General features: G+C 48.9%; 18 protein-coding genes. 8 read left to right on the top strand and 10 right to left on the bottom strand.

The window, feature by feature from the left end; all coding sequences use genetic code 11:
* Positions 1-1,587: M1 family metallopeptidase (locus tag ACOJTG_RS12235; RefSeq protein ID WP_420154069.1), on the top strand; the 1,587-nt coding region annotated here is incomplete at its 5' end.
* A 60-nt stretch (positions 1,588-1,647) separates the two neighbouring features.
* Positions 1,648-2,154, top strand: a complete 507-nt coding sequence (locus ACOJTG_RS12240) for a pyridoxamine 5'-phosphate oxidase family protein (protein ID WP_420154070.1) — start codon at positions 1,648-1,650, stop codon at positions 2,152-2,154.
* Between the two features lie 110 nt (positions 2,155-2,264).
* Here ACOJTG_RS12240 and ACOJTG_RS12245 read toward each other — a convergent pair whose 3' ends face one another.
* The 7 genes from ACOJTG_RS12245 to ACOJTG_RS12275 form a co-directional block, all read right to left on the bottom strand.
* A complete protein-coding gene (locus ACOJTG_RS12245; protein ID WP_420154071.1) occupies positions 2,265-3,377 on the bottom strand; it encodes a sensor histidine kinase in 1,113 nt (370 codons plus the stop codon).
* 9 nt (positions 3,378-3,386) lie between these two features.
* Positions 3,387-3,953, bottom strand: coding sequence for a chemotaxis protein CheB (locus tag ACOJTG_RS12250; protein WP_420154072.1), 567 nt, complete (start codon positions 3,951-3,953; stop codon positions 3,387-3,389).
* Between the two features lie 21 nt (positions 3,954-3,974).
* Positions 3,975-4,802, bottom strand: a complete 828-nt coding sequence (locus ACOJTG_RS12255; RefSeq protein WP_420154073.1) for a CheR family methyltransferase — start codon at positions 4,800-4,802, stop codon at positions 3,975-3,977.
* 39 nt (positions 4,803-4,841) lie between these two features.
* A complete protein-coding gene (locus ACOJTG_RS12260) occupies positions 4,842-8,264 on the bottom strand; it encodes a response regulator (protein ID WP_420154074.1) in 3,423 nt (1,140 codons plus the stop codon).
* A gap of 470 nt (positions 8,265-8,734) precedes the next feature.
* Positions 8,735-9,355: a LolA family protein gene (locus ACOJTG_RS12265; protein WP_420154075.1), complete on the bottom strand. Its 621-nt coding sequence runs from the start codon at positions 9,353-9,355 to the stop codon at positions 8,735-8,737.
* Positions 9,356-9,524: 169 nt separating this feature from the next.
* Complete coding sequence (locus ACOJTG_RS12270) at positions 9,525-12,164, bottom strand: DNA translocase FtsK 4TM domain-containing protein (protein WP_420154076.1); 2,640 nt, start codon at positions 12,162-12,164, stop codon at positions 9,525-9,527.
* Between the two features lie 134 nt (positions 12,165-12,298).
* Positions 12,299-13,336 carry a quinone-dependent dihydroorotate dehydrogenase gene (locus tag ACOJTG_RS12275; protein WP_420154077.1) on the bottom strand — a complete coding sequence of 346 codons (1,038 nt, stop codon included), beginning with the start codon at positions 13,334-13,336 and terminating at the stop codon, positions 12,299-12,301.
* 26 nt (positions 13,337-13,362) lie between these two features.
* On the opposite strand from ACOJTG_RS12275, the gene ACOJTG_RS12280 reads away from it, so the two are divergent.
* The 3 genes from ACOJTG_RS12280 (at position 13,363) to ACOJTG_RS12290 (ending at position 15,944) form a co-directional block, all read left to right on the top strand.
* Positions 13,363-14,496 (top strand): carboxypeptidase-like regulatory domain-containing protein, encoded by a 1,134-nt coding sequence (locus ACOJTG_RS12280; RefSeq protein WP_420154078.1) that lies wholly within the window; start codon positions 13,363-13,365, stop codon positions 14,494-14,496.
* Positions 14,497-14,643: 147 nt separating this feature from the next.
* Positions 14,644-14,916, top strand: coding sequence for a hypothetical protein (locus ACOJTG_RS12285; RefSeq protein WP_420154079.1), 273 nt, complete (start codon positions 14,644-14,646; stop codon positions 14,914-14,916).
* A gap of 110 nt (positions 14,917-15,026) precedes the next feature.
* Positions 15,027-15,944 (top strand): ROK family protein, encoded by a 918-nt coding sequence (locus ACOJTG_RS12290; RefSeq protein WP_420154080.1) that lies wholly within the window; start codon positions 15,027-15,029, stop codon positions 15,942-15,944.
* A gap of 94 nt (positions 15,945-16,038) precedes the next feature.
* Here ACOJTG_RS12290 and ACOJTG_RS12295 read toward each other — a convergent pair whose 3' ends face one another.
* On the bottom strand, positions 16,039-16,503 hold the full coding sequence (locus ACOJTG_RS12295) for a nucleoside deaminase (protein WP_420154081.1): 465 nt from the start codon (positions 16,501-16,503) through the stop codon (positions 16,039-16,041).
* A 223-nt stretch (positions 16,504-16,726) separates the two neighbouring features.
* Here ACOJTG_RS12295 and ACOJTG_RS12300 point away from each other — a divergent pair, with 223 nt between their 5' ends.
* On the top strand, positions 16,727-17,074 hold the full coding sequence (locus ACOJTG_RS12300) for a DUF4870 domain-containing protein (RefSeq protein WP_420154082.1): 348 nt from the start codon (positions 16,727-16,729) through the stop codon (positions 17,072-17,074).
* A gap of 69 nt (positions 17,075-17,143) precedes the next feature.
* On the opposite strand, the gene lgt is transcribed toward ACOJTG_RS12300, so the two are convergent.
* Together lgt and ACOJTG_RS12310 are read right to left on the bottom strand one after the other, a co-directional pair.
* A complete protein-coding gene (gene lgt / locus ACOJTG_RS12305) occupies positions 17,144-18,010 on the bottom strand; it encodes a prolipoprotein diacylglyceryl transferase (RefSeq protein ID WP_420154083.1) in 867 nt (288 codons plus the stop codon).
* A 71-nt stretch (positions 18,011-18,081) separates the two neighbouring features.
* Entirely contained in the window at positions 18,082-20,328 is a 2,247-nt protein-coding gene (locus ACOJTG_RS12310; protein ID WP_420154084.1) for a T9SS type A sorting domain-containing protein, read from the bottom strand.
* Positions 20,329-20,445: 117 nt separating this feature from the next.
* Here ACOJTG_RS12310 and ACOJTG_RS12315 point away from each other — a divergent pair, with 117 nt between their 5' ends.
* Both ACOJTG_RS12315 and metH read left to right on the top strand, forming a co-directional pair.
* Positions 20,446-21,732 carry a UDP-N-acetylmuramoyl-tripeptide--D-alanyl-D-alanine ligase gene (locus ACOJTG_RS12315; RefSeq protein WP_420154085.1) on the top strand — a complete coding sequence of 429 codons (1,287 nt, stop codon included), beginning with the start codon at positions 20,446-20,448 and terminating at the stop codon, positions 21,730-21,732.
* A 652-nt stretch (positions 21,733-22,384) separates the two neighbouring features.
* Positions 22,385-24,542 (top strand): methionine synthase (metH, locus tag ACOJTG_RS12320; protein WP_420154086.1); only part of this gene is annotated, 2,158 nt, incomplete at its 3' end.

The raw sequence follows: 24,542 nt of genomic DNA on the forward strand, positions 1-24,542 counted from the left end.
TTCGGATACGGTCTGGCGTTTGGTCAAACAACGCCCGAAAGCAGTAATGGGCTGAATCGGTTTCGGGCGAATTACGACGTTGGCTTTTATGACTTGAATGTAAAGGTTAATCCAACGACCGAATCCATCCAGGGAACGGTAACCATTCGGTTCAAAGCTCTGGAAAATTTGTTTCGGATTCAGCTGGATCTGGTACCGAATCTGGAAATGGTAGAGGTAACGCAGGACGCTCAAACGCTGAAATTCCTGCGGAAAGAATCGGTTGTATGGGTGGATTTCCCCGAGCCGCTGCGAAAGGGGAAAATTGCTACCATTCAGGTAACGTATCGAGGTAAACCCCAAGGTATAGCAGATGCTGGTCAGGTAGGTGGAGTTGACTGGCGGGAAAATTTGTCCGGTAAAAGCTGGATCACCGTTTCGACCCAGCACGCAGGCGGTCGGCTGTGGTGGCCCTGCAAGGATGACTTCTCGGATAAAGCCGACTCCATGCGGATTCACGTGGTCGTACCCAAAGAGCTGACCGGCGTAGCGAACGGACATCTGGAAAGCGTGTACAAAAATCGATCGGATGGGTACTGGTCTTACAACTGGCGAGTGAGCTATCCCATTCAGCCAGCGAGTGTCACGCTGCACGTCAGCAATTTTCAACGGATTCAGGATACGTACGAAGCGTTGGATGGAACTCGACTCCCCCTGGAGTATTACGTCATGCCGGACCGCGTGGCGAAGGCTCAGACGCATTTTCAGCAGGTAAAGACGATGCTGAATACGTACGAAAAGATTTTCGGCAAGTACCCTTTCTGGCGAGATGGATACCGGCTCGTGGAAACGCCTTTTCAGGGAATGGCTCCGCAGGGCGTAATTCCGTACGCGAACTTTTACCGGAATTTGCCAACGTATGATTTCGATTATACGATTGTCCACGAAAGTGCCCATCATTATTTCGGGAACAGCGTTTCCTACCGGGACCAGGCCGACGCCTGGATCTCAGAAGCTTTCGCTACCTATGCGGAAATTCTGTACCTGGAACGAACGAAAGATTACCTGACGGCTCTCGAACGACTTAAGGAATATCGAAAACTGATCAAGAATACCGAGCCGTTAGTCGGACCTTCGGGTGCGGCGTGGCTGCCCAAAACTCAGGATCAGGCCTATAAGGGAGCCTGGATCTTACATACCTTACGAAAGGTGGTTAATAACGATTCGCTGTGGTACCGTACCTTGCGGGCAATTCCCAAACGCTTTGCCTATCAGGTGATTACAACGGAGGAATTAGTGCGTTTTCTCAATCAGGAGCTAGCGATTGACTGTACCCCTTTTTTCAATCAGTATCTGTTTCATGCCGACCCGCCCGTTTTTGAATTTACGTCGGTTGATAATCCCAAACGCTTTAAACTGACTTACCGATGGCGTACGAAAGTACCCGGTTTCGCCATGCCCGTTCGGGTAACCTTCGGGGATCGCTATGAAACTATATATCCGACCAATGAGTGGCAAACGGTGTATTTGAAAAAGGAAGATGGCCAGCAGTTTCGGCTGGATACGGATCGTTTTTACATCTTCGGTAGTCATTTGCCACTGGAATAAGGCAACGTATTGGTACGGAATTTTCTGCTGAATGGCTATGTACTAATAGATATTTTAGCCATGTCTGACGTAAAAGAACTCACGCAAGAAGAGCAAATCAAGCTGCTCAAAGATAAAATCAAAGATATACGGGTAGCCATGTTAACTACCTATACCGAAAATGACGGTTTACGAAGCCGCCCCATGGCTACGTCCGAATTGGAGGACGACGGTACGCTGTGGTTTTTTACCCGGGAACATTCCCGTAAAACCGACGAAGTAGAACAGGAACATCGCGTATGCGTTGCCTACGCCAATCCGGAGGAAAACACGTACGTAAGCGTACAGGGACGGGCCAAAGTGGTGACCGATAAAGCCAAGATGGAAGAACTTTACACGCCCGTTTTGAAAGCGTGGTTCCCGGATGGCATCGACGATCCGGAATTGTCTTTATTGAAAATCAGTATTGACGAAGCCGAATTCTGGGATAGTTCTTCAAGCAAACTGGTCAATGGTTTTAAAATGCTGAAAGCGGCCATTACTGGTACACCATACGACGACGGATCGCACGGTAAAGTGACTTTGTAAACACAAAGCATCTTACTTCCATAAATGCGTAGTGACAAGCTACGAGAAGAGCAGTGAAAGAGTACCGTGTAGAAACGCCACAAACCGTGTTTCTGCACGGTACTGATTTTTTATGATTTGTACCAGTCAAAAAAGAAAGTACTGCCTTCGCCTACGGTAGAATCGATTCGGAATTTGCCACCCTGCTCCTCTACGAGTACTTTCAGAATATTCAGTCCAACGCCCGTCTTGTCATCGCGGGTTTGCGAAGGGGCCTGACTTACGCCGAAGAGCGTAAACAAATTGGATTGTTCGTGCAAACTAATGCCCGGACCATTGTCACGAACGTAGAACTCATAGAACTCACCTTTTTCCGCATAACCCACTTCTACTAATCCTTGGGCTTTGTCGTTGTACTTGATAGCATTACTAATCAGATTCTGAAATACCTGCTGGAGTTTCAATTTCCGGGTCTGGAAACGTGGCATGGTACCGTTGATGGCTGTACGAATGTTTCTGGGGGGAAATAGCAATTGGAAAATCTGCGTTACCATTTCCTGAACGTCTACCTCTTCGATAGTTTGCTCTGACAGACTCTTCCGGGAGTAATCCAAAATCTCCGAAATCATTCCTGAAAGGTGATACGAAGCTCTCTGCGATAGACCGAGATATTCGCGAAGTTCTTCCTTACTTAAACCTTCCTCTTCGTTTTGCATTACCATCAACGAAAGCATACCAATGACGCCATTCAGGGGCGACTTCAAATCGTGAGCAACGATGTACACGAAGTTTTCGAGTTGTTTATTGGTTTTTCGGAGAGCGTCGGCGGTTTGTTTGAGCTGGGTCTGGTACCGATAGAGCTTTTCAAAAACGCTGACTTTTGCCTGCGTTACCCGAATGTCGAGTGGTTTTTGCAAATAATCTACCGCTCCTTCGTCGTATCCTTTCAATACGTATTGTTGCTCCTTATTGAGAGCCGTTACGAAAATAATGGATATATCGCGGGTCTTGGGATTCGATTTTAGAATACGGGCTACTTCAAAGCCATCCATTTCCGGCATTTGTACGTCCAGTAAAATCAATCCGATCTGCGGATTGCGTAATACCAGTTTCAGAGCCTCATTACCCGAAAGTGCTCGTAAGAATACCCGATTTTCCTGGGCCAGCATTTCTTCCAACGAAATCAGGTTTTCTTCCCGATCATCGACTAGGAGGATGACAAAGTCAGTTTGAACGTCGGTCATAGAATACGTTTATAGAGAAAAAAGACGGTTAATTAGTTCAGCAGGCTTCGCTACTTCAGCCTGGGGGACCACTTGCAGACCGGCCAGCGGCATGGCAGGAAATTCGCAGCTTTGCGGCTCCTGAATAATAGCCCGGCCACCTTGTTGAACGAGGTGGGCAAGTCCTTGGGAGCCATCCTGATTGGCCCCACTCAATAGAATACCCACAGCCTTTGGTCCGTATACGTCGGCAGCACTTTCAAAGGCTGGATCAATAGCCGGACGACTGTAATAAATGGCTTCCGAATAATCGAGACTGAACGTACGATCCTGTTCGAACAGCAAGTGATAATTCTGCGGAGCCAGATAGATTCGATTGGCTAGTACAAAATCTTTATCATTAGGCTCGATAACCTCGATGTTACTAGAAAATCCCAGTACTTTATCCATTTCGCTGGGTACGGATTTCTGCCGGTGAATAACCAGCACCAACGCAAATGGAAAGTTTTGAGGCAACTCTTCCAGCAGTTGAATGAGGACCGATACGCTGCCCGCTGAGCCACCAACGACAACGATTTCGGGAGGAAGGGAATTCATGTTTAGGGCTGAACAAATCGATTAATGTTTACGACGAAAAATTTTACTGGATTCGTTAATGGACTCAAATTCAGCCTGTATATCCATGAATAACAATGATTCTTTCATACCCAAGGCCAGATACCCCAACGGAACCAGACTGTCGTAAAAGAGTCCTAGGACGCGATTCTGTAAGTTCTTATTGAAGTAAATCAGTACATTCCGGCAGCAAATGAGCTGAAATTCATTAAACATCTGATCGGTAACTAAATTATGCTGGGAAAAGAGTACTTTTTTTAGCAACTCAGGCCGTATGACGACATGATCGGAATGAGCTTCGTAGTACGACGAAAAATCTTCTGTTCCACCCGAACGTGTGTAATTGGCCGTATATTCTTTCATCGCATTGAGCGAAATAATGCCTTTACGAGCTTTCTCCAGATTCGCCGGATTAATGTCCGTTGCGTAGATACGCGTTCGGTCGAGTAATCCCGCTTCTTTTAGCATAATAGCCATCGAGTACACTTCTTCACCCGTAGCACAGCCCGCGTGCCAGATTTTAATGATGGGGTAGGAGGCTAGCCGGGGAATGACCGTTTCTCGAAGTTGTCGGTAGAAAACCGGGTCACGAAACATCTCAGTAACGTTGACCGTCAACGTTTGCAGGAACCAGGCAAAAAACGAAGCTTCATTAATCAGGTGATAACGTAATTCGTACATGGTTTTCAGCCCCGCTCGTTGCATGCAATGCTTGACTCGACGGGTAAAAGAAGCCCGTGAGTAATCGATGAAGTCGTACCCATACTGTTCCCGAATCACCTGAATGATTTCCTCAATTTCGTGGGGTAAAATGTCAATCCCGTCACTCATACCTAACCATCGATTACTAGCGTGGAACGATCGCCGAGCTTAGCCCCGCGACAGCCAGACCCGTAGCAGTGATAGCAATTGTTTGCTGTCTACTGGCTTACTGATGTAATCCGAAGCTCCGGCCTGAATACTTTTCTCACGGTCTCCCTGCATGGCTTTTGCCGTCAGGGCGATGATGGGCAACTCCTGAAACTGAGGATCGGCCCGAATGTGCTGGATGGCTTCATACCCATCCATCTCGGGCATCATCACATCCATGAGAATCAGGTCAGTATCCGGGTTGTTTCGGAGTACTTCCAGCGATTCGCGGCCGTCTCCGGCCGTAATAGTATTCATCTCGTATTCTTCCAAAAGCGTACTCAGGGAAAAGACATTTCGCATATCATCGTCTACCACGAGTATCTTCTTGCCTTGCAAAGCCTTTTCCGCCATAATTACGGTTGCCTTGGGTACTACGGGCTGGCTTTCTATTTTAAACAAAAAGAGTTCCAGCTCATCCAGCAGTCGATCTTTGGCCAGCGGCGAATTTCGGATAATGACATCCGAGACTTTTTTGAACCGTGATTCTTCCGCGGGTGACAAGTCCTGATCCAGGAAGAGAATGAAGGGAATCTGGTGCGTACCCAGGGCCGTATGCAGTTGCTCAAGGGTATGGAGTACGGCCTCAGAAGCTTCACCCGCGTCCATAAGCAAGCAGTGAAACTCCTGATGCTGGAAGCGTAACAGAGCCTCCGGAAGACTCGTCACGAACTGCGTATTAATCTGGAAATTTCGCTCGGCCAACCAGCTCGTCAGTGACTGGCTACGAAGTTGCGTACCCGTGAGTACCAGGATTTTTTTCTCAGTGCTGGGTAGATGTTCGGCAATGCGAGCGAATACGGTTTCAAAAGCATCTTTAGAAGCCGTTTTGCTCAGAAAGGAGACAGCCCCCTGGAGCGTATGGCGGGGTTCGTCACCGGCCGAAATGATATGCACCGGAATCGGCTGAAGATCTGGATCATTTTTCAGGGTTTTCAACATGCTCCATCCATCGGTATCGGGCAGGAAAATGTCAAGCAGGATGGCCGTAGGACGGTACGTACGGGCGTAGTGGAGCCCCTCCGCTCCGGTTAAGGCAATCACGGTTTTGTAGCCACGGGCCTGAGCTAAGTCGCGTAACCGTTCAGCATATACTGCATCATCTTCAATGATCAGTAAGGTATGATCACCCCGAACCAAATCCTGCCGATCATCGGGAACCTGGGTTTGTTCACGCAGTTTGTCGAGACTCAGCAAAGGGGGCTGCGTCTCTAACACCATGGGGCTGACCAATTCTTTAGGCATCACCGTTCCTTGAGCTGGTAGATACAGCGTGAATGTACTGCCCCGACCCATTTCACTGTTTACGCGGATTTCGCCGCCCAGCAATCGCGAGAGTTCCCGGCAGATGGATAGTCCCAGACCCGTACCGCCAAATTTTCGGTTTGTCGAGCCGTCGGCCTGTTGGAAAGCCTCGAAAATGAGTTTTTGTTTTTCCAGAGCAATCCCAATCCCTGAATCTTCAACGCTGAAGGCCAGTACTTCCGAAGCTTCGCTTAAATTTTGCTCAAAAAAACCTGGTTGCGGCTGAATCTGTTGAACGCTGAGCTGAATAGTACCACCCCGGGGCGTAAACTTAAACGCATTGGACAATAAGTTTTTAAGAATCTGTTCAATACGTTGGTGATCACTATAAAACGATTCGGGCGTGGTGTCGTCCGTTGTAATGCGGAAGCGAATGCCCTTATCGTCGGCCAGTACGGAAAACAAATCCTGCATGTTTCGTAGAATACTGGCGGTCTTCACTTCTTCGATCAGAATATCAATTTTCCCGGCTTCAATTTTCGACAGATCCAGAATGTCATTGATGAGATTAAGTAAATCAGTTCCGGACCGGAAAATAACCTGAGCGTGTTCGATTTGTTTATCCGTAAGATTCCCGGCTTTATTATCAGCCAGCAGGCGGGCCAGAATCAAGACGCTATTTAGGGGCGTACGCAGCTCGTGCGACATGTTAGCCAGAAACTCGGACTTGTACTGACTGGATTGCTCCAGTTCGCGGGCCTTGATGGTCAGAGATCGGCGGGCCGCTTCGATGGCTTCATTCCGTTCTTCCAGTTCAACATTAACCTGCCGGAGTTCTTCTTCCTGTACTTTCAGTTCTTCCTCTGAAGCCTGTAATATTTCCGCCTGTCGCGTAAGCTCCTCGTTGGTCTGTTTTAATGTTTCCTGCTGTTCCAGTAACGCATCGGTTTGCAACTGTACCTGAGTCAGCAACTGGTTATTAGATTCCTGACTCATACTGGCATCCAGGGCAACGGCAATGTTATTACCCGCTGTCTCTAGCAGTAATAGGCAAGATTCACTGAACCGGCCAAAGGCAGCCAGTTCCAGCACCCCTTTCAGGTTCGATCCATTCCAGAGGGGCAGAAAAAGTACTTCACCGGGTTGCAAAGCCCCCGTACTGGATTGGAATTGCCAGAATTCAGGTGGAACCTTTTGAATACGCTGAATATGTTTTGAGGCAGCGGCTTTCCCCAGTAAGCCCGAATCGAGTGGCCATATTGTAGCCGTGTGCGAAGGCAAACCTACGGAGGCTCTTCGGACTAAGCTTTTTTTGTCAAGTACATAAAGGGCTCCGGCAGGGACTTCTAGGTAAGCCGTTACTTCCTGAACAATACACTGAGCCAGCGAATCCAGGTCGTGGGTTACCTGTAAGCTGTCATTAATTTTAGAAACACCCGTTAGTAGCCAATTTTTCTGAGCCGTTTCTTCATGAAGCTGCGAAAGATCATTCAGTCGCGATTTAAGTTCGTGCTGAGCTTCCTGGCGTTGTTTTAATTCCCGGTATACCACCAGAATTAGTAAGGTGGCAATGAGAATAGCCAACGTCATGGCTACCAGAATGGTGATACCAGCCGTACGGAACGCGGATTCCCGCTGACTTTCTCGACTCGTCAGCAAATTCTGTTCTACCGTAACCAGGTGATCCAGGTTAGTACGGACGGCATTGATGCGATTACTTTCGCGATTAACGGTTTGAATACTATGTACGGCGTTTTCCGGTAAGGTCCAAAACGTATACAACTGGCTAAGCTGATCCTCTACCGTCGCTAACCGCATCACTTGGGCCGGATTATCGGCCATGAGCTGATTAAGCGTCTTCAGGTTCGACTCAATCTCGGTTCGGGCCGCACTGAAATCCGAAAGGGCGTGGGTATTTTCTTTATTGAGCCGATGGTCCCGTTGGGCTACCTGCATTTTTTGAATGAGGTCGCGGCTTTTTTCTAGCTGATTCAGATTTCGATAGGTATGACTTACCCAATCTGAATCTTCAGCCTGCTTGAGGAAGGTACTGTACGTGACAAAACCGGCAGTAATCAAAAGGGCGAGGCCTACGACAAACATAAGGTTGACGCGACTTCGGGCGGTTAGTTTAAGCATACTAGGAGCCAAGCCTGAAGGTGACGGTATGCTTAGCAACAGCAAAGTACGCCCTTAACTATCTTATCTCATATAGGCAGAATGAGGTATTTTTTAACAAAGGATTATATAGATTAAATCATTTAAATAAAAATTGAATCTTTACTAGATTTAATTGACTTTTAACTGATAGATTTCTTCTGTTTTTTAAAGTTTATTTTAGCAATAGGCAGGTAATGCATAAAAATAAAACTTAAAATATTTAATTCAGCACACTCTTTTAATGCATCCGCTACTAACGCCTTATCCATCAGAAAGGGTTAATTACCAATGATTTCTATTTGTTATTTAGTTAAAATAAATAGGCCTATTCGTTCTACAGGTGTGATGGATCGATCGAAGAATGACGCATAGTTTCGTTTTTTTAGTTCATACAAAAAAGCATCGGCTTACCGCAGGGTAAGCCGATGCTTTTTTGTATGAACTAAGTATTAATCACGTAAATCAATCACTTCTACGCCCGGGTACTTGCTCTTGTTGAAGCTAAAGGTCTGATCGTTTACAGCGACATTGGGCGTGAACTTCGTAATCTTAAAGGTTTGAACCTTACCGGATTTATCAGTTAACTGCCAGCCTTTAATGGACGAGTCATTCTTATTAACGGTCATCCGTACTTTCGCGACGTGAGCTGATTTATTGGTAGGCGTCAGATCAATCACCGCGTTGCCGTCTTTCCGTTCTTCGACCAGCTTATACTGATAACCGTTCTTATAAATGTTGTAAATATTGGCCGGACTAAATTCATTACTAGCCGGATCATTCGTTGATAAATTGACTTCGTTGGCTTCTTTTACGTAAGTCGCCACGGTTTTTCCATCATTGTACACTTCCTGCCCGGCCAGTTTGAGGTAGTATTTGCCACTCTTGGTCGTCAGATCGCCTTTTTGCGATTCACCCGCTGCTCCGTACGTAAAGCCTACGTTAAACGAATTCAAAGCTTTGTATTTTTTGCTTACGCCATCAAGAATGGTGGCCGCTTTCGGGTCCTGAGCCTGGCTGAAAAAGGTACTGAAAAGGAATGCGTTTATAAGGGCAATCTTAAGAATTTTCATGGTCTAATGCGTTCATGGACTTCTTCAAAGATAAAAGAACCCTGCCGGAGAAGGGCAGTAAGCTCTGTTAAAAATTGTGAACCATGAATAAAGGAATGCATACGGTTCGATTAAAAAAAGCGTGGCCGATATTTCTACCAGCCACGCTTTCAAAACTACTCGATGTGTCTCACAACCGCAGTTCCTTGAAGAGTTCATCCAGGCGTTCTTCGCTTTGAATGAGTACCTCCCGGGCTTTGGACCCTTCAAACGGACCTACTACACCGGTAGCTTCGAGCTGGTCCATGATGCGACCGGCCCGGTTATAACCCAGTTTCATTTTCCGTTGAATCAGCGAAGTGGAACCCTGCTGATGAATGACGATCAGGCGGGCAGCATCTTTAAACATCGGATCCAACTGGGCTAAATCCACGTCTTTTTCGTCGTTACCGGCTTCGTCACCTTCGAATTCGGGCAGCAAATAGGCATCAGAATAACCCTGTTGCTCGCCAATGAAGTCGCAGACGGCATCCACTTCCGGCGTATCGACGAAGGCACACTGCAAACGCGTCATGTCTGAACCTTGCAGGAAAAGCATGTCGCCCTGACCCACCAGCTGATCGGCTCCGTTCGTATCCAGAATGGTACGGGAATCGACTTTCTGGGTTACTTTGAACGATAAACGAGCCGGGAAGTTGGCTTTGATTTTACCCGTAATAATATCCACGGAAGGCCGTTGTGTCGCCACAATCAAGTGAATGCCAATGGCCCGGGCCAACTGAGCCAGACGGGCAATGGGCGTTTCTACTTCCTTACCAGCCGTCATCATCAAATCGGCCAACTCATCAATAACCAGTACGATATACGGTAGGAAACGGTGCCCCTTCTCCGGATTTAGGCGACGTTCGATGAACTTCTGGTTGTATTCCTTGAGGTTACGGCAACCCGCGTTTTTCAGCAGTTCATACCGCGAATCCATCTCCACGCACAACGAATTGAGCGTGTAAATTACCTTCTTGGTATCGGTGATAATGGCGTCTTCAGTACCGGGGAGCTTCGCCAGGAAGTGCCGTTCAATCTTACTGAACAGACTCAACTCCACTTTCTTAGGATCGACTAGTACGAACTTGAGCTGAGCCGGGTGTTTTTTGTAGAGTAGCGAAGCCAGAATTACGTTCATCCCCACGGACTTACCCTGACCCGTGGCCCCGGCAATGAGCAGGTGAGGCATTTTGGCTAGGTCCGTAACGAAGATTTCGTTGGAGATGGTCTTGCCTAATACAACCGGGAGTTCAGCCGTGGATTTCTGGAATTTTTCGCTGGCTACCACCGCCCGGATACTCACCATTTCGCGGTTCTTATTCGGTACTTCAATCCCGATGGTACCTTTCCCCGGCATGGGAGCAATAATCCGAATGCCCAAAGCCGCCAGTGAGAGGGCAATGTCATCTTCCAGCGATTTGATCCGAGAAATCTTGACCCCCGCCGAAGGAACAATTTCGTACAGCGTTACGGTTGGCCCCGGCGTAGCCTTGATGCTGGCAATACTGATGCCATAATCGCTGAGGGTACGTAAAATGGTATCCTTCTTCGTTTTTAATTCTTCTTCCGAAACCTGAGCTTTATCGGTCGTGTACTCCCGCAACAACTCAACGCTGGGGTATTGGTACCGAGCCAGATCGAGCGTAGGATCGTACAGCCCCAGTTCCTTAATCAGGTTTTCGTTGGGTTGGGTATCTAGTTTTTCTATTTTTTTCGGAGGCAGAATCTCTTCAGCCGGAGCCGTCTCAATAATAAAGTCAGGTTCCGATGATTTCTCTTTCGGTACTTCCCGGCTCACCTTGGCTACGGGAGCGGGAGGCGTATACGCTACGACTTCTTCCAGAACCGGTTCTTCTACAGGAATGGCCTCTACGGGCAGCGGAATCGGCGTTTCGAGTACGCGGCGAGCGTCTTCGGCGAGTCGATTTACTTTTTGTAATTGCAGGTATTCCTGCTCTTCTTCGTCCGCTTCTTCCTCCAGTTCATCAGGTTCGGTAATCACCGGAATGGGTTTCCGAAGTACCGGTTTAGGTTCTTCTTTCACCGGAGCGGGTTTCTCGACGGGTTTTTCCTCTTCTTCGTCCTCATCCAGCTCTTCTATTTCCTTGAATAAGTTCTTGAACGGATTGCTCACCGTGGGGCGGGGCACTTTCATGCCTTCTACTTTTTCGGCGACGTGCTCCAGGGAATCAACCCGGTAAAAGTAAATGACGAACACAAACAACGCCGCCGCAATGACTGCGATAGAACCCCAGCCGATTAGGTTATACAGCAACTGGTTAATTAAAAGGCCAATGCCGCCCGAAAGTGTACTGAGATTACTTTGTGAATCGGACCACAAGACGATAAAACCCAGTACGGCACTTACCCAGATCATGTAAAAAATGGCCTGATAGGTAAGCCGTTTGAGCGGAAAAATTTCCCGGGAAAATGTAAGCTTGATTCCCGCTACCAATAGCACGGGAATGATGAGAAAGGAAGCAATGCCAAACCACTGGAATACAAAAAAGTGACCAACGATGGCTCCCGTTAGTCCCAGCCAGTTTTGTACTTTCTGACCCGAATCTTTCAGGGGTGTTTTAAACGCAGCTCCGACCACACTTTGATCGGCTTCGCCCGAAATCAGATAAGAAAAGAAAGCCAGAAAGAGCAGCACCGCCAGTAACACCGTGAGTCCTCCGATGACCAGCCGCGTACTCGGGCCGGCAATCGTTGCCCGAAGGCTTTTTGAAGGCTTACTGGCGGGTTTGCGGAGAGGTTGTTTAGAAGAATCTACCTTTTTTGCCATGTATCACGAAACTATAAATCAGAATGCAAGCCCAGAGCCAGATTGGCGTATACCCAGGAAAGGTACGTCCGTTTAGGTTCCAAAATTTACAAAAGTAAACTGTTGAAATCCACTTCTGTTCTATAATATTTTATTTAGTACTGATTGTCAAGTAAATAATTGCAAATACGCTTGACCTGAGCAGGACCTTCGTAGATGAATCCTGTATACACTTGTATCAGGCTGGCCCCGGCCTGTAGCTTCTCCAACGCATCTTCGGGGGAATGGATTCCACCCACGCCAATGATCGGGAAACTGCCTTTCGACTGCTGATGCAGGTAGCGAATGACCCCCGTCGAACGCTCCCGTACGGGCTTACCAGAAAGCCCACCTGCTCCAATAGCTTCGATCGTTTGGGGCGGCGTTTGCAGGTTCTCGCGGGAAATCGTCGTATTCGTCGCGATGACCCCCGCAATCCGGCTGGTTTGTACAATGTCAATGATGTCGTCGAGCTGACTATTCGTCAAATCCGGAGCGATCTTGAGCAAAATGGGCTTGGGCCGACTCTGTTTCAGATTCTCGGCTTGCAGCGTCAGAAGCAGCTCGGTCAGCGGTTCCTTCTCCTGCAAAGCCCGAAGGTTCGGCGTATTGGGCGAACTCACGTTCACGACAAAGTAATCAACCGTATCTTTCAGTTCATGGAAGCAGGCCAGGTAATCGTCTACGGCTTTTTCGTTGGGCGTCACCTTATTCTTACCAATGTTTCCACCAATAAGTACGCGACTTTTGCGTCGGCGGAGTTTTTCGGCGGCAGTCCGGGCTCCTTTGTTGTTGAAACCCATGCGGTTAATCAAACCCTGATCAGCCTTCAGGCGAAACAGTCGCGGACGGTCGTTGCCGGGCTGGGGGCGGGGTGTTACCGTACCGATCTCCACAAACCCGAAGCCAAGGCAGGAAAGCTCGTCTACTAATTCGGCATTTTTGTCGAAACCAGCCGCCAGGCCTACCGGATTTGGAAAGCGAATGCCAAAGACTTCCCGTTCCAGTCGCGGGTCCGTTACCGTAAAGATTTTCCGGCTTAATGCAGGAACGAACGGTATTTTAAAGCTAAACTTCAGGAAGTTGAACGAAAAGTGATGAATCTGTTCAGGATCGAAACAGAAGAGCAGCGGGCGAATCAGAGCTTGGTACATGGGACAAAAATACGCACTTTGCGGCTATGAAACTGCTGCTTGGGTTGATCCTTTTCTTGACTTTTTCCTTTACGGTCGGGGCTCAGCAAACCCTGAGAGGTCGCGTATTGAACGCCGATGACCGTAAACCCTTACCTTTTGCGAACGTTTTTCTGGCCAATACCACCCGTGGTACGACTACAAATGAGGAAGGCGAATTTACCCTGACCCCACTGCCAACGGGTTCGCTCGAACTGGTCGTCTCGTACGTGGGCTACCAAACCCAGACACAAACGATTCAAACCGATAATCGGTCGGCCTCGTTGGAGATTTTACTCAAAGCCAATCCCGAATTATTGGCTGAGGTGAAAGTAAAAACGAAACGCGACAAGCACTGGAAACAACGATACGAACGCTTTGTGAGTATGTTTCTGGGGGCAACTGAAAACGCCCGGCAGTGTACCATTCTGAATTCCGACGTACTCTGGATTACGGAAGATTCCACCAAACAATGGCTGACGGCCGGAGCCCGCGAGCCTTTGATTATTGAAAATCAGGCACTGGGTTACCGCATCAAATACCAGCTTGAAGGATTTTCCTATCACCAGACCCAAGGGTACGTTTCCTATTTGGGCTATCCGGTGTACGAAGAATTGTCCACGACGAGCTCTGAAACGATGACCCGCTGGAAACGCAACCGCAATCGGGCTTATTACGGATCACTCACGCATTTTTTGCGAAGTCTGCATAACGGTACACTGGCCTCTGAAGGATTCATTGTACAACGAATGGCAAATCCTGCCCATTCTCCCATGAACGCTCTGGCTTTGGCGGGTAAAAAGCTGAGCCGATCCGAAGTGGATCGGTACCGTAGCTATCAAGTACTGGAAGAACCCTTACGAAGCGACGACCTACTGATAAAGCGATTACACACTACCGAACAGAGTATCATGACTTTTCCGGGAGCCATCCAGGTGACATACACGAAAGAAATGGACTTTCCCAGCCGACCCGGTATGAGTCAGCGTCCGCAGACGAGTGTCATTGAATTACTGAGTCAGATGGTACGCGTTCAGGCAAATGGACAGTATTTCCCGTCGCTTGATCTGCTGGTATCCGGTTATTTCGTTTACGAAAAAACGGGCGATTCCTTGCCCTTTGATTTTCAGCCGTATCCGTAGACGTAAGGCGGGAATCGGTACAGGCCTGAATGTTTTTAAGAACGGTAATGTTCATGAATGGAAGCCTTCACCGATTCCCTGGTCGAGCTTTTTACGCCGTAGAAAGAAGAGCCTTTCGCTCAGACTTCATTGAAAACCAATTGTCTTATGGAAACGTATCAAACCTTAGCACCCGCCTACGTAGAATTGTTAACCAAAGCCGTAGGTCATAAAAACAAACTCGAGTATTTCAACGAATACCGGGAGTACAAGGCCACCGCATCCCCTTTTAAAAACGTTGTGAAAAATGAAACCGGGGAATTTCTGGAACTGGCTACGGGTGTACAGATTCCCTTGAGCCAAATCATTAGCTTAAACAACGTATTTTTCCCCGGTTACGAAGACTACGAAGAAGTGCTTGGTATGCGTTGTAGTCGATAAATAGGTGCTTTTCAAAAAAAGCACTTTAATTTAGACGCTCCTATTAGAACGCATCGAAGGGGTACGGGCCGCCAAGGTTCCGTACCCTGCTTAGCATTTACTCTCGACCTATGAAGTATTTTCTGGGGATTGAAATTGGCTCGGGCAAGATTCATTTAGCCGTAGCCGATGAAACACAAACGATTACTGAACACATACGCCGGGATGTAGTGCCGGGGAATACGGCTGAAGATCTGAGAACCCAGATCGAGGAAGTTATCGATGATTTGCAGACCCGCTATCGATTTTCTTCCATGTGCGTAGGCTTCGGGGGGCCGGTAGATTGGCGGCAGGGAAAAACCATCCAGTCGTACCGGATTGAAGGTTGGAAAAACTTTGATTTATCCGATTGGTTGGAAGATCGTTTGCACTGCCCGTCCTGGGTAGAGAACGACGCTAACCTGGCTGCGTTAGCCGAGGCCATTCAGGGAGCGGGTAAAAACTACGCTACGGTATTTTACCTGAAAATCGGGCACGGTATCGGAGGTGGACTGATTCAGAAGGGGCAGATTTATCACGGAGCTAGACCCGGTGAATCCGAAATTGGTAAGATACGGCTTGATCGCTCCGGTACTACGCTGGAATCCGTTGCTTCCGTACGAGCTATTATTCAACGGATTGAAGAAGAGGTCGCTAAGCAACCCGATGGTCCGCTGGCTCAGGCGGTGGCGGCCGGACAGGGCGTTTCCTACCTGATTCAGGCCCTGGCAAATGGCGATTCACTGGCTGAACAATTGCTCAATGAAACGGCTGATCAACTGGCCTTTGCTCTATCCCACGTCGTTCACCTGTTTCACCCCGATTTAATCGTACTCAGTGGAGGCGTTCCCGAATTGACGGAAAAATTGAGTCAGGTGATCGACCAAAAGCTTTCTACGTACGTCATGGAAGCCTTTCTTCCCTTACCCAAAATAGCCCTGGCCCAATTACAGGACGAAGCCGTAGTGAGAGGAGCCCTGCTCGTCGCCCGGCAGAATAGTTATTTATAAAAAAAGGCCAGAACGTGAGTTCTGGCCTTTTTTGTGACTTTATTCCGTGGGATGAACACGGAGTATCATGCCTGTTCGATACGTTCAGATGCCCTTAATAATGAATCTTCGCTTCGTTCATTTTCCACTCGTCAAAGGCTTCCTGAGCACCTTCGGTAGGGAGATGAATCATGGGTAAACTACGCTCAGATGGCGGCAGGGCTACCTGCTGATAAATAAAGGAGTCATCAAAACCAGCGTCGCTGGCTTGCTCATGCGTACAGGCGTAATACACGCGATCGGGGCGAGCCCAGAAAATGGCTCCCAGGCACATGGGGCACGGTTCACAGGAAGTGTACAGTTCACAACCCGACAACTGGTGTGTACCCAAATACGTACAGGCTTCCCGAATGGCAACAATCTCGGCGTGGGCCGTGGGATCATGGCTCGAGGTTACGCGGTTATGTCCGCGTCCAATGATTACTCCGTCTTTTACAACAACGGCACCAAAGGGACCGCCTAGTCCGGCCCGCTGGCCCTGAAAGGAAAGCTCAACGGCTTCCTGGATGTACTGATTCATGGCTAGAAATTTGTAAACAGTTTATACAACTAAAATAAATACAGCCGGTTTTCAGACCATTGATGAAAGTTACAATCCATTCATCCGTTCTTCCGCACGTAAGCATGGCACAGGATTTGGGCCTTCTCCGGAAAATCCCTAGAATTGTCTGTGATTCAACTTTTATCCTATCTATTCATAGACTACAATGGACTATCAACCACTCCCTCCTTCGCAACCACCCATGAGTGAATCCGATGCCCGTACCTGGGCTATGCTGGCTCACCTGAGTAGTATTGTGGCTAGTTTCCTGGGCGGACTTTCGTTTCTTGGACCCCTCATCGTATGGCTGATTTACCGCGAGCGTTCTACGTACGTGGACTACCACGGGAAAGAGGCCCTGAATTTTCAGATTCTCATGTCGATCGCCTTTGTGGGCTGTATCATTCTGGGAATACTGACCTGCGGCGTAGGTCTCATCATTCTACCCGTCATTGCCGTGCTCGATATTGTCTTTGTAGTCATTGCGGCAATCAAAGCAAACAACGGTGAGTATTATCAATATCCGTTCAACTGGCGGATCGTAAAGTAGTAGCCAGCGGTTAAAAAAGAAGAGCCATCAACCCTCGGTTGATGGCTCTTCTTTTTTGAGAAAACCCTCTTACTTGGGTTTAGAAAACTCCTGACGAGCCTGGGCTGCGGAGGCTTCATTGGTAAAAATTCGGGTTTCGCGACGGCGAATGGCCCACCAAATCCCAAGCAAACCAAACAAGACGGCCGGGATGCTGAGTATCTGACCGAGGTTGTACGTCATCTGGTCTTCAAACGTAACCTGGTTCTCCTTGTAAAATTCATACACAAAACGCAGTACGAATACAACGACCATGAAAAGTCCCGTAAGTATACCCTGAGGCAGACTGGTTTTGTAGCGGTTCCAGATGGAATACAACACAACACAAAGAATCAGACAGGAAATGGCTTCGTACAACTGAGCCGGGTGCCGGGGATCGGGTGAAAACTCGGTATTGTTTAGGAAGACAAAAGCCCAGGGAACATCCGTAACCTTTCCTACGATTTCCGAATTCATCAGGTTGCCCAGACGAATGAAACAGCCCGCGAGGGCTACGGTAATCACGATTCGGTCGGAAATCCAGAAGAAATTGATTTTTTTAGAACGGGCGAAGAGATAAAGCCCCGTAATAATACCCACCATGGCTCCGTGACTGGCCAGACCCGCGTACGGTGGTAACAGCATTTCCTTGAACCACTTCCAGGGATTGGCAAAAAACATGGGATACTCGTAGAAAACGTAATGTCCAACCCGGGCTCCAACCACCGTAGCGAGTACCATGTACAGGGTTAGGGTATCAACCCATTCGTCGGGTAAACCTTCTTTCCGAAAAATGTGCAGAATAATTCGCTGACCGACTAGGAAACCCAAAGCAAACAGTAATCCGTACCACCGAACCGAAAATGAACCGATGTGGAAAATCTCTGGGTTTACGTTCCAAACAATATAGTTGAACATGTAAAAGTTAGTTTCAGGCGGTAAAAATAGAGCCTATTTCTGAGGATGAGTTGGCTTTGATGAATTATTCACTAGCGAAGGATAATCTTTCGGGTAATTTTTCCGGAACTCGCCGTTTGGATCTGAACCAGATAGACGCCGGTAGGCAATCCTTTAAAATCGAGTTCATACCGATTGGTGCCATTGGAACGGGCTTTACCCAGCCATTGACCGAGCAGACTGTACAGATGCACCTCCGCCTCGGCCGTCGTATGGATCGTTACGTACCGATCCGTGGGATTGGGTCCGACCCGTACAGTCTCCGTGCCCGTATCGGGCGAAGGGAGTAATTTTTCCGAACGGTTCAGTAATAGTCGCAGGCCACCGGTATTCGTACCAGCCACAATATCGGGTAAGCCATCCTGATTGAGGTCCGCTACGGCCAGCGAAGGTACACCGCCAATTTTTAGGCTCGTGACCGCATTGATAGGAGATTTAACTGAACTGGAATCCGCCGAAAGAGTCGTCTGATTAAGAAAATCGTGGAATACTTTCAGTGAGCCATTGTCGTAAGCCGTCAGCAGATCCAGTCGTTCGTCGCCGTTGACATCCGCTGCGATTAGTGAGAACCCCCGGTTGGTAAAATCATCCGTCTGGCCACCGTATGACTTGGTTTCAAGTTGATACGTAGGTTGGGTAGACGTACCCGTATTGCGGTAATACTGAATGCCACCGTAGTAGGTGCCGATCAGCAGGTCAATGCGTCCGTCCCGGTTCACATCAATGTACAGAGGAACCGAACCCGCGTAAAGGTCATTCGGGAGGGGTAAGGCCGTAAGCTCGTCCGGATTGAGTTGAAAAGCTCCGGTTTTACCACCTCGGTTGGGAATGTACCGAACGATAGAGCCCGCTGGCGTCTGAGCCATAAAACCCAGATCGGGTATACCATCGCCCGTTACGTCACTGATAAAAACGTTGACATTGGTAACCAACTGATTTTGGCGGTTCTGTAGCTGCGTCGCCAAACCCAGGTAATCATCCGTTTCAAGCTGGAATTTAGCCTGTTGAGGAGTACCGACATTGCGGAAAAGAGCGATGCCGCCCCGGTACGTTTGTCCGGAGCGAAACCCGGCGTAGCCTACCAGCAAATCGGCGTCGCCATCGCCATCCAGGTCGGCCAGGGCAGTAGTCGTATTTTCGCCTAGGTCTACCATATCTTCCTGTAAAAAATTCTCTTTCCGGAAGGTCAGACCAGAGCCTGTATTTTCGTAAAGCCAGGCAGTCCGGCGAAAGTCATTGGCCTTGAGCTGATCATTGGCGTACACATTCGGAGCAGCCAGTAAGTCGGGTTTCCCATCAAACGTTACGTCTTCCAGGAACGTGGCCGGAAATACGCCCATATCAATCGGTTTCACCGAAGGAAACAAATAGTCAGCCTGCGTGAATCGAGCCTTTTCCCGCGTGCCTGTATTGGGCATGTATGCTACGTGAGAATCTTCGATGTAGCTGTAGAAGAAGTCTTTCACGCCATCTCCGTTGTAATCCCAGAGTAAAATACTATTGCCTGCGTGCAGTGGGCGACCCCCCGGATTGTTCTGGACGGCTGGACAATCTCCCTGCCCAGTTTCGCAGTTCATATTAAAGCAGGCATCGCCGTACTGTCGCTTGATGAAGTTTCCCCAGCAAAACCCGATTTTCTTGAAGATCAAACCAGCCTTGCCCGTTCGTTCGATGCTCATGTTCTGGTGGTATTCCGCAAAGTCGCCCGCAATGTCAAAGATGACCAGATCCAGATCGCCGTCCCCGTCCACATCATCAATCCCAGGTACGTCCGTTGAAGGCACCTGCATATTTACCTGACCCGAAAACCCTTCGGTGTATAATGGATCGAATAGCAACTGCCAGCGGAAACCGGAAGGAGCCGCTACATTCTGATACACTTTAATTCCTGACGGTGTGTGGGCAAACAAATCCTTGCGTCCATCGCCATCGAAATCGCGAAGGAGCATCCAGCTGTCTAGTTCGGGAAAGTACGCTTCGTATTGCGGAGCGTGTCGCCAGGTGTAGGAGCCATTACCCGTGGGCTGGGCCAGAAAGGTGGAAATTTTTCGACTGGTTCGATCAAAAACCACTAAATCCTCGACTTGGTCCTGATTTAAATGCATTTTGGAAAACTGCGGAGCATTCAGCCCTCCGGCCCAGGCATTGGGCAGAATTCGACCCTGTACGGTAACCTGAATCGTAGTATCCAGTTCAAAGGAAAACTTCTGAGCATGGGCCTCAAAAGAAAGAAATGAAACGAGCAGCCCCAGGCCCGTCAGCAGGTAACGGTTTTTCATTGCATCTTTGTCACATCAGTTCAACAACGAATGGAAAATACATTTAGCGTTTCGGGTGGAGAGTTTTAGCCGGGAGAGCTACGAATATCCAAACTTGAAAGCTTAAACGATCTATACATGATTGCAGACCTTTATCAAAAGTACCTGACTTGCAGCAGTGTTTCGATTGATACCCGCAAAATTGAGCCCGGAGCGATGTTTTTCGCGTTAAAAGGGGAAAAATTTGACGCGAATACCTTTGCCGCTCAGGCTCTGGCCAACGGAGCCGCCTATGTGGTGATGGATAATGCCGAGTTCGCAACCGACGAACGTTGTCTGGTGGTGCCCAATACGCTTCAAACCCTGCAACGGCTGGCTCTGTACCATCGGCGTACTCTAACGATTCCCATCATCGGTATCGGCGGCTCCAATGGTAAAACGACCACTAAAGAGCTGACCCACCGCGTACTGGCGAAACGATTCCGGACCTTCGCTACGCCCGGTAATTATAACAACTACATCGGCGTACCGCTTACCCTGCTTTCCATGCCGGTGGGTACGGAAGTGCTTATCGTAGAACTGGGAGCCAACCAGAAAGGAGATATTGAAGAACTGGTGAACATCTGCGAACCCGGTCTTGGCCTGATTACTAATATTGGAAAGTCACATCTGGAGGGTTTCGGTGGCTTGCAGGGCGTACGCGAAGGAGAGGGAGAACTCTATGATTTTCTGGTACAGACCAACGGCCTGATCTTCTTTCATGCACAGGATGAAACGCTGGTGACTATGCTCGAAGAACGGGGAGCGAAGAAATTCAATCTGATTCCCTACCGCGACGACGTTCAGTTGCTGGAAACCAATCCAAACGTAGTATACGAAATTGGTGAACAACGCGTGGAAACGCACCTGATGGGAGATTACAACTTTATCAACATGCGGGCTGCTCTAACGCTGGGCAAATACTTTGGCGTGGCTGAGGCAGACATGCACGCCGCCATTGCGGGCTACGTGGCCGAAAATAACCGCTCCCAGATTTTACAGAAAGGCTCGAATACGATCTGGCTGGATGCCTACAACGCCAACCCAAGTTCAATGGCCGCTGCCTTGAAGAATTTCGAAGCCCTGGATGCGAAGAAAAAATTGGTCATTCTGGGCGACATGTTCGAACTGGGCGAAGAAGGTCCCTACGAGCACGAGCTGATGGGAAAACTGATTGCCGAATGTCACTTCGATTACGTACTTCTGGCAGGACCGCTCATGCAGAACGCCCTGAAATACCTGCCCCGGGCGTATTACTTCCCCGATAAATTTGGCCTACACGTCTGGCTGGAGGAACATCCCATGACGGATACGCATTTCCTCATCAAAGGTTCCCGCGGTATGGGGCTGGAGAGTACGCTGGGGATGATTGGGGGAGGGCTTTGAGTTTTGAGCGGCGGCCGCAGCCGTTTTGAGTTTTGAGTTTTGAGTTTTCAGTTTTGAGTTTTGAGTTTTCAGTTTTGAGTTTTCAGTTTTGAGTTTTCAGTTTTCAGTTTTGAGTTTTCAGTTTTCAGTTTTCAGTTTTCAGTTTTCAGTTTTCAGTTTTTCTAGGGTAAAACCGGCAAAGATAGCGGGACGGGTTGTCCGTAGCATTCGCTACGGACGCAAAAATGGGTAGGCTGTGCCTACCGGGCGGGACGATTCCCCGCATTGCATACGGGGCTAATCAAATTGAACCCCTCCGGGGTTAGGTGGCGGTTTATAAAATAGTATTTACCCGCTCACCCCGATTTGTAACCTTCATGAAATGATCGGGGTGAAATGGTTTCACGTCTGTGACGCGAAGTGCATTACTCTTTCGGATTGCAAATGTGGAACATCTTGTTGGGGCAAGCAGGGTCGAAAACCATGAAAAGAAAATCTGCGACGAAACTTTGTAGCGAGCCTAAGCATTATAAATCAATCCGCTATCGCTAGCTGCTACCCAAAACGAAAAACTCAAAACGCACAACAGTAAACTCTACCTATCTTTGCACGTTTATCTTTTTATACTTTCTGGACACAACGCCGACTCCGATCCGGCATCGTTTCGTAACCGATGACAACGATTCAAAAACCCGACATTCGCAGTCTTCTTAAAAACCGTATTCTCGTGCTCGATGGAGCCATGGGTACGATGATTCAGCGGTATAAGCTGGAAGAAGAAGATTATCGGGGCTCTCGCTTTGCCGACTGGCCCCATCCCCTGAAGGGAAATAACGACTTGCTCGTACTGACCCGACCCGACATTATCAAAACGATTCACGCCGAGTATTACGAAGCCGGAGCGGATATCGTAGAAACCAACTCTTTTTCCGGTACCTGGATTGCCATGGCCGATTATGGCATGGAAGAGTTAGTCTACGAACTCAACTACGAGTCGGCCCGTATTGCTCGTGAAGTCGCTGATGAATTTACGGCTCGTAATCCGGACAAACCCCGATACGTAGCCGGATCGATGGGGCCTACGAACCGTACCGCCAGCCTCTCGCCCGATGTGAACAACCCCGGGTATCGTGCCATCACTTTCGATCAGCTGGTGGGAGCGTATTACGAACAAACCAAGGCCCTGATCGAAGGCGGCAGTGACATTTTGCTGGTTGAAACCATCTTCGATACGCTCAATGCTAAGGCGGCTCTGTTTGCCATTGATACGTACTACCAGGATGTGACGCATGGAAAGTCGCCCTGGCCCGAACATATCCCGCAAGGACCCAAATTTGAAGTACCGATCATGGTATCCGGTACCATTACCGATGCCTCGGGTCGTACGCTTTCCGGACAAACGACGGAAGCGTTCCTGACTTCCGTATCGCATTTGCCGCTACTTTCCGTAGGGCTAAACTGTGCATTGGGAGCCGATCTGATGCGTCCGTATGTGCAGACACTGGCCGATAAATCACCCTTCTTTACCTCGGCCCACCCCAACGCGGGTTTGCCCAATGAAATGGGCGAGTACGACGAGACGCCCGAGCAAATGGGCGAGACGATCAATGGCTTCCTGAACGACGGACTACTAAATATTATCGGTGGGTGCTGCGGTACGACGCCCGGCCACATTCGCCGCATTGCGGAAATTGCTGCTACGCACCAGCCCCGACCCATTCCCGTCGAAGAACCCGTACTGAAACTATCCGGTCTGGAACCGATTGAGGTAACGAAGGAAAAGGTACTGTTTCTGAACATTGGGGAGCGTTGTAATGTAACCGGTTCGAAGAAATTTGCCCGGCTGATTCGGGAAAACAAGTACGACGAAGCCCTGAGTATTGCCCGGGAACAGGTAGAAACCGGAGCCCAGGTCATCGACGTAAACATGGATGAAGGGATGATTGACGGAGCCGCCGCCATGACTACCTTCATGAATTTGCTGGCCGCTGAACCCGACATTGCCCGGGTACCCGTTATGGTCGATTCTTCCAAGTGGGAAGTGATCGAGGCGGGGTTAAAATGCGTACAGGGAAAAGCAATTGTGAACTCCATCTCCCTGAAAGAAGGCGAAGAGAAGTTCAAGGAATACGCCCGCACGGTGCAACGGTACGGAGCCGCTGCCGTAGTGATGGCTTTTGACGAAAATGGTCAGGCCGACAGCTACGAACGCCGGATTGAAATTTGCGAACGGGCGTACCGGATTCTGGTGGATGAAGTGGGCTTCCCCGCCGAAGACATCATCTTCGACCCCAACATTCTGACCGTTGCGACGGGAATCGACGAGCATAATAACTACGCCGTCGATTTCATCAATGCAACCCGCTGGATTAAAGAAAACCTTCCGCACGCGAAAGTTTCGGGTGGGGTCTCCAACGTATCGTTTAGCTTCCGGGGGAACGAACCCGTTCGGGAAGCCATTCACTCGGCCTTCCTGTACCATGCCATCAAAGCCGGTATGGACATGGGCATTGTAAACGCCGGTCAGCTGACGATTTACGACGAAATTCCGAAAGACTTTCTGGAACTGGTGGAAGACGTATTACTCAACCGCCGTCCCGATTCAACTGAACGTCTCGTGACTTTTGCTGAAACGGTGAAAGCCAAGGGAAAAACAGAAACGGGACCGGATAACTCCTGGCGGCAACTGCCCGTTAAAGAGCGACTCTCACACGCACTGGTCAAAGGCATCGCCGATTTCATTGATGAAGATACGGAGGAGTGTCGTCAGGCATACGCTCGCCCGATTGAGGTGATTGAAGGTCCGCTGATGGATGGAATGAACGTCGTAG

It is taken from the genome of Siphonobacter sp., from assembly GCF_048595215.1.
Lineage (GTDB): Bacteria > Bacteroidota > Bacteroidia > Cytophagales > Spirosomataceae > Siphonobacter.

Excerpts from the sequence above, each read along its gene's own strand:
- ACOJTG_RS12240 (WP_420154070.1), top strand. The coding sequence starts at position 1,648 with ATGTCTGACGTAAAAGAACTCACGCAAGAAGAGCAAATCAAGCTGCTC.
- ACOJTG_RS12245 (WP_420154071.1), bottom strand. The coding sequence starts at position 3,377 with ATGACCGACGTTCAAACTGACTTTGTCATCCTCCTAGTCGATGATCGG.
- ACOJTG_RS12250 (WP_420154072.1), bottom strand. The coding sequence starts at position 3,953 with ATGAATTCCCTTCCTCCCGAAATCGTTGTCGTTGGTGGCTCAGCGGGC.
- ACOJTG_RS12255 (WP_420154073.1), bottom strand. The coding sequence starts at position 4,802 with ATGAGTGACGGGATTGACATTTTACCCCACGAAATTGAGGAAATCATT.
- ACOJTG_RS12260 (WP_420154074.1), bottom strand. The coding sequence starts at position 8,264 with ATGCTTAAACTAACCGCCCGAAGTCGCGTCAACCTTATGTTTGTCGTA.
- ACOJTG_RS12265 (WP_420154075.1), bottom strand. The coding sequence starts at position 9,355 with ATGAAAATTCTTAAGATTGCCCTTATAAACGCATTCCTTTTCAGTACC.
- ACOJTG_RS12270 (WP_420154076.1), bottom strand. The coding sequence starts at position 12,164 with ATGGCAAAAAAGGTAGATTCTTCTAAACAACCTCTCCGCAAACCCGCC.
- ACOJTG_RS12275 (WP_420154077.1), bottom strand. The coding sequence starts at position 13,336 with ATGTACCAAGCTCTGATTCGCCCGCTGCTCTTCTGTTTCGATCCTGAA.
- ACOJTG_RS12280 (WP_420154078.1), top strand. The coding sequence starts at position 13,363 with ATGAAACTGCTGCTTGGGTTGATCCTTTTCTTGACTTTTTCCTTTACG.
- ACOJTG_RS12285 (WP_420154079.1), top strand. The coding sequence starts at position 14,644 with ATGGAAACGTATCAAACCTTAGCACCCGCCTACGTAGAATTGTTAACC.
- ACOJTG_RS12290 (WP_420154080.1), top strand. The coding sequence starts at position 15,027 with ATGAAGTATTTTCTGGGGATTGAAATTGGCTCGGGCAAGATTCATTTA.
- ACOJTG_RS12295 (WP_420154081.1), bottom strand. The coding sequence starts at position 16,503 with ATGAATCAGTACATCCAGGAAGCCGTTGAGCTTTCCTTTCAGGGCCAG.
- ACOJTG_RS12300 (WP_420154082.1), top strand. The coding sequence starts at position 16,727 with ATGAGTGAATCCGATGCCCGTACCTGGGCTATGCTGGCTCACCTGAGT.
- lgt (WP_420154083.1), bottom strand. The coding sequence starts at position 18,010 with ATGTTCAACTATATTGTTTGGAACGTAAACCCAGAGATTTTCCACATC.
- ACOJTG_RS12310 (WP_420154084.1), bottom strand. The coding sequence starts at position 20,328 with ATGAAAAACCGTTACCTGCTGACGGGCCTGGGGCTGCTCGTTTCATTT.
- ACOJTG_RS12315 (WP_420154085.1), top strand. The coding sequence starts at position 20,446 with ATGATTGCAGACCTTTATCAAAAGTACCTGACTTGCAGCAGTGTTTCG.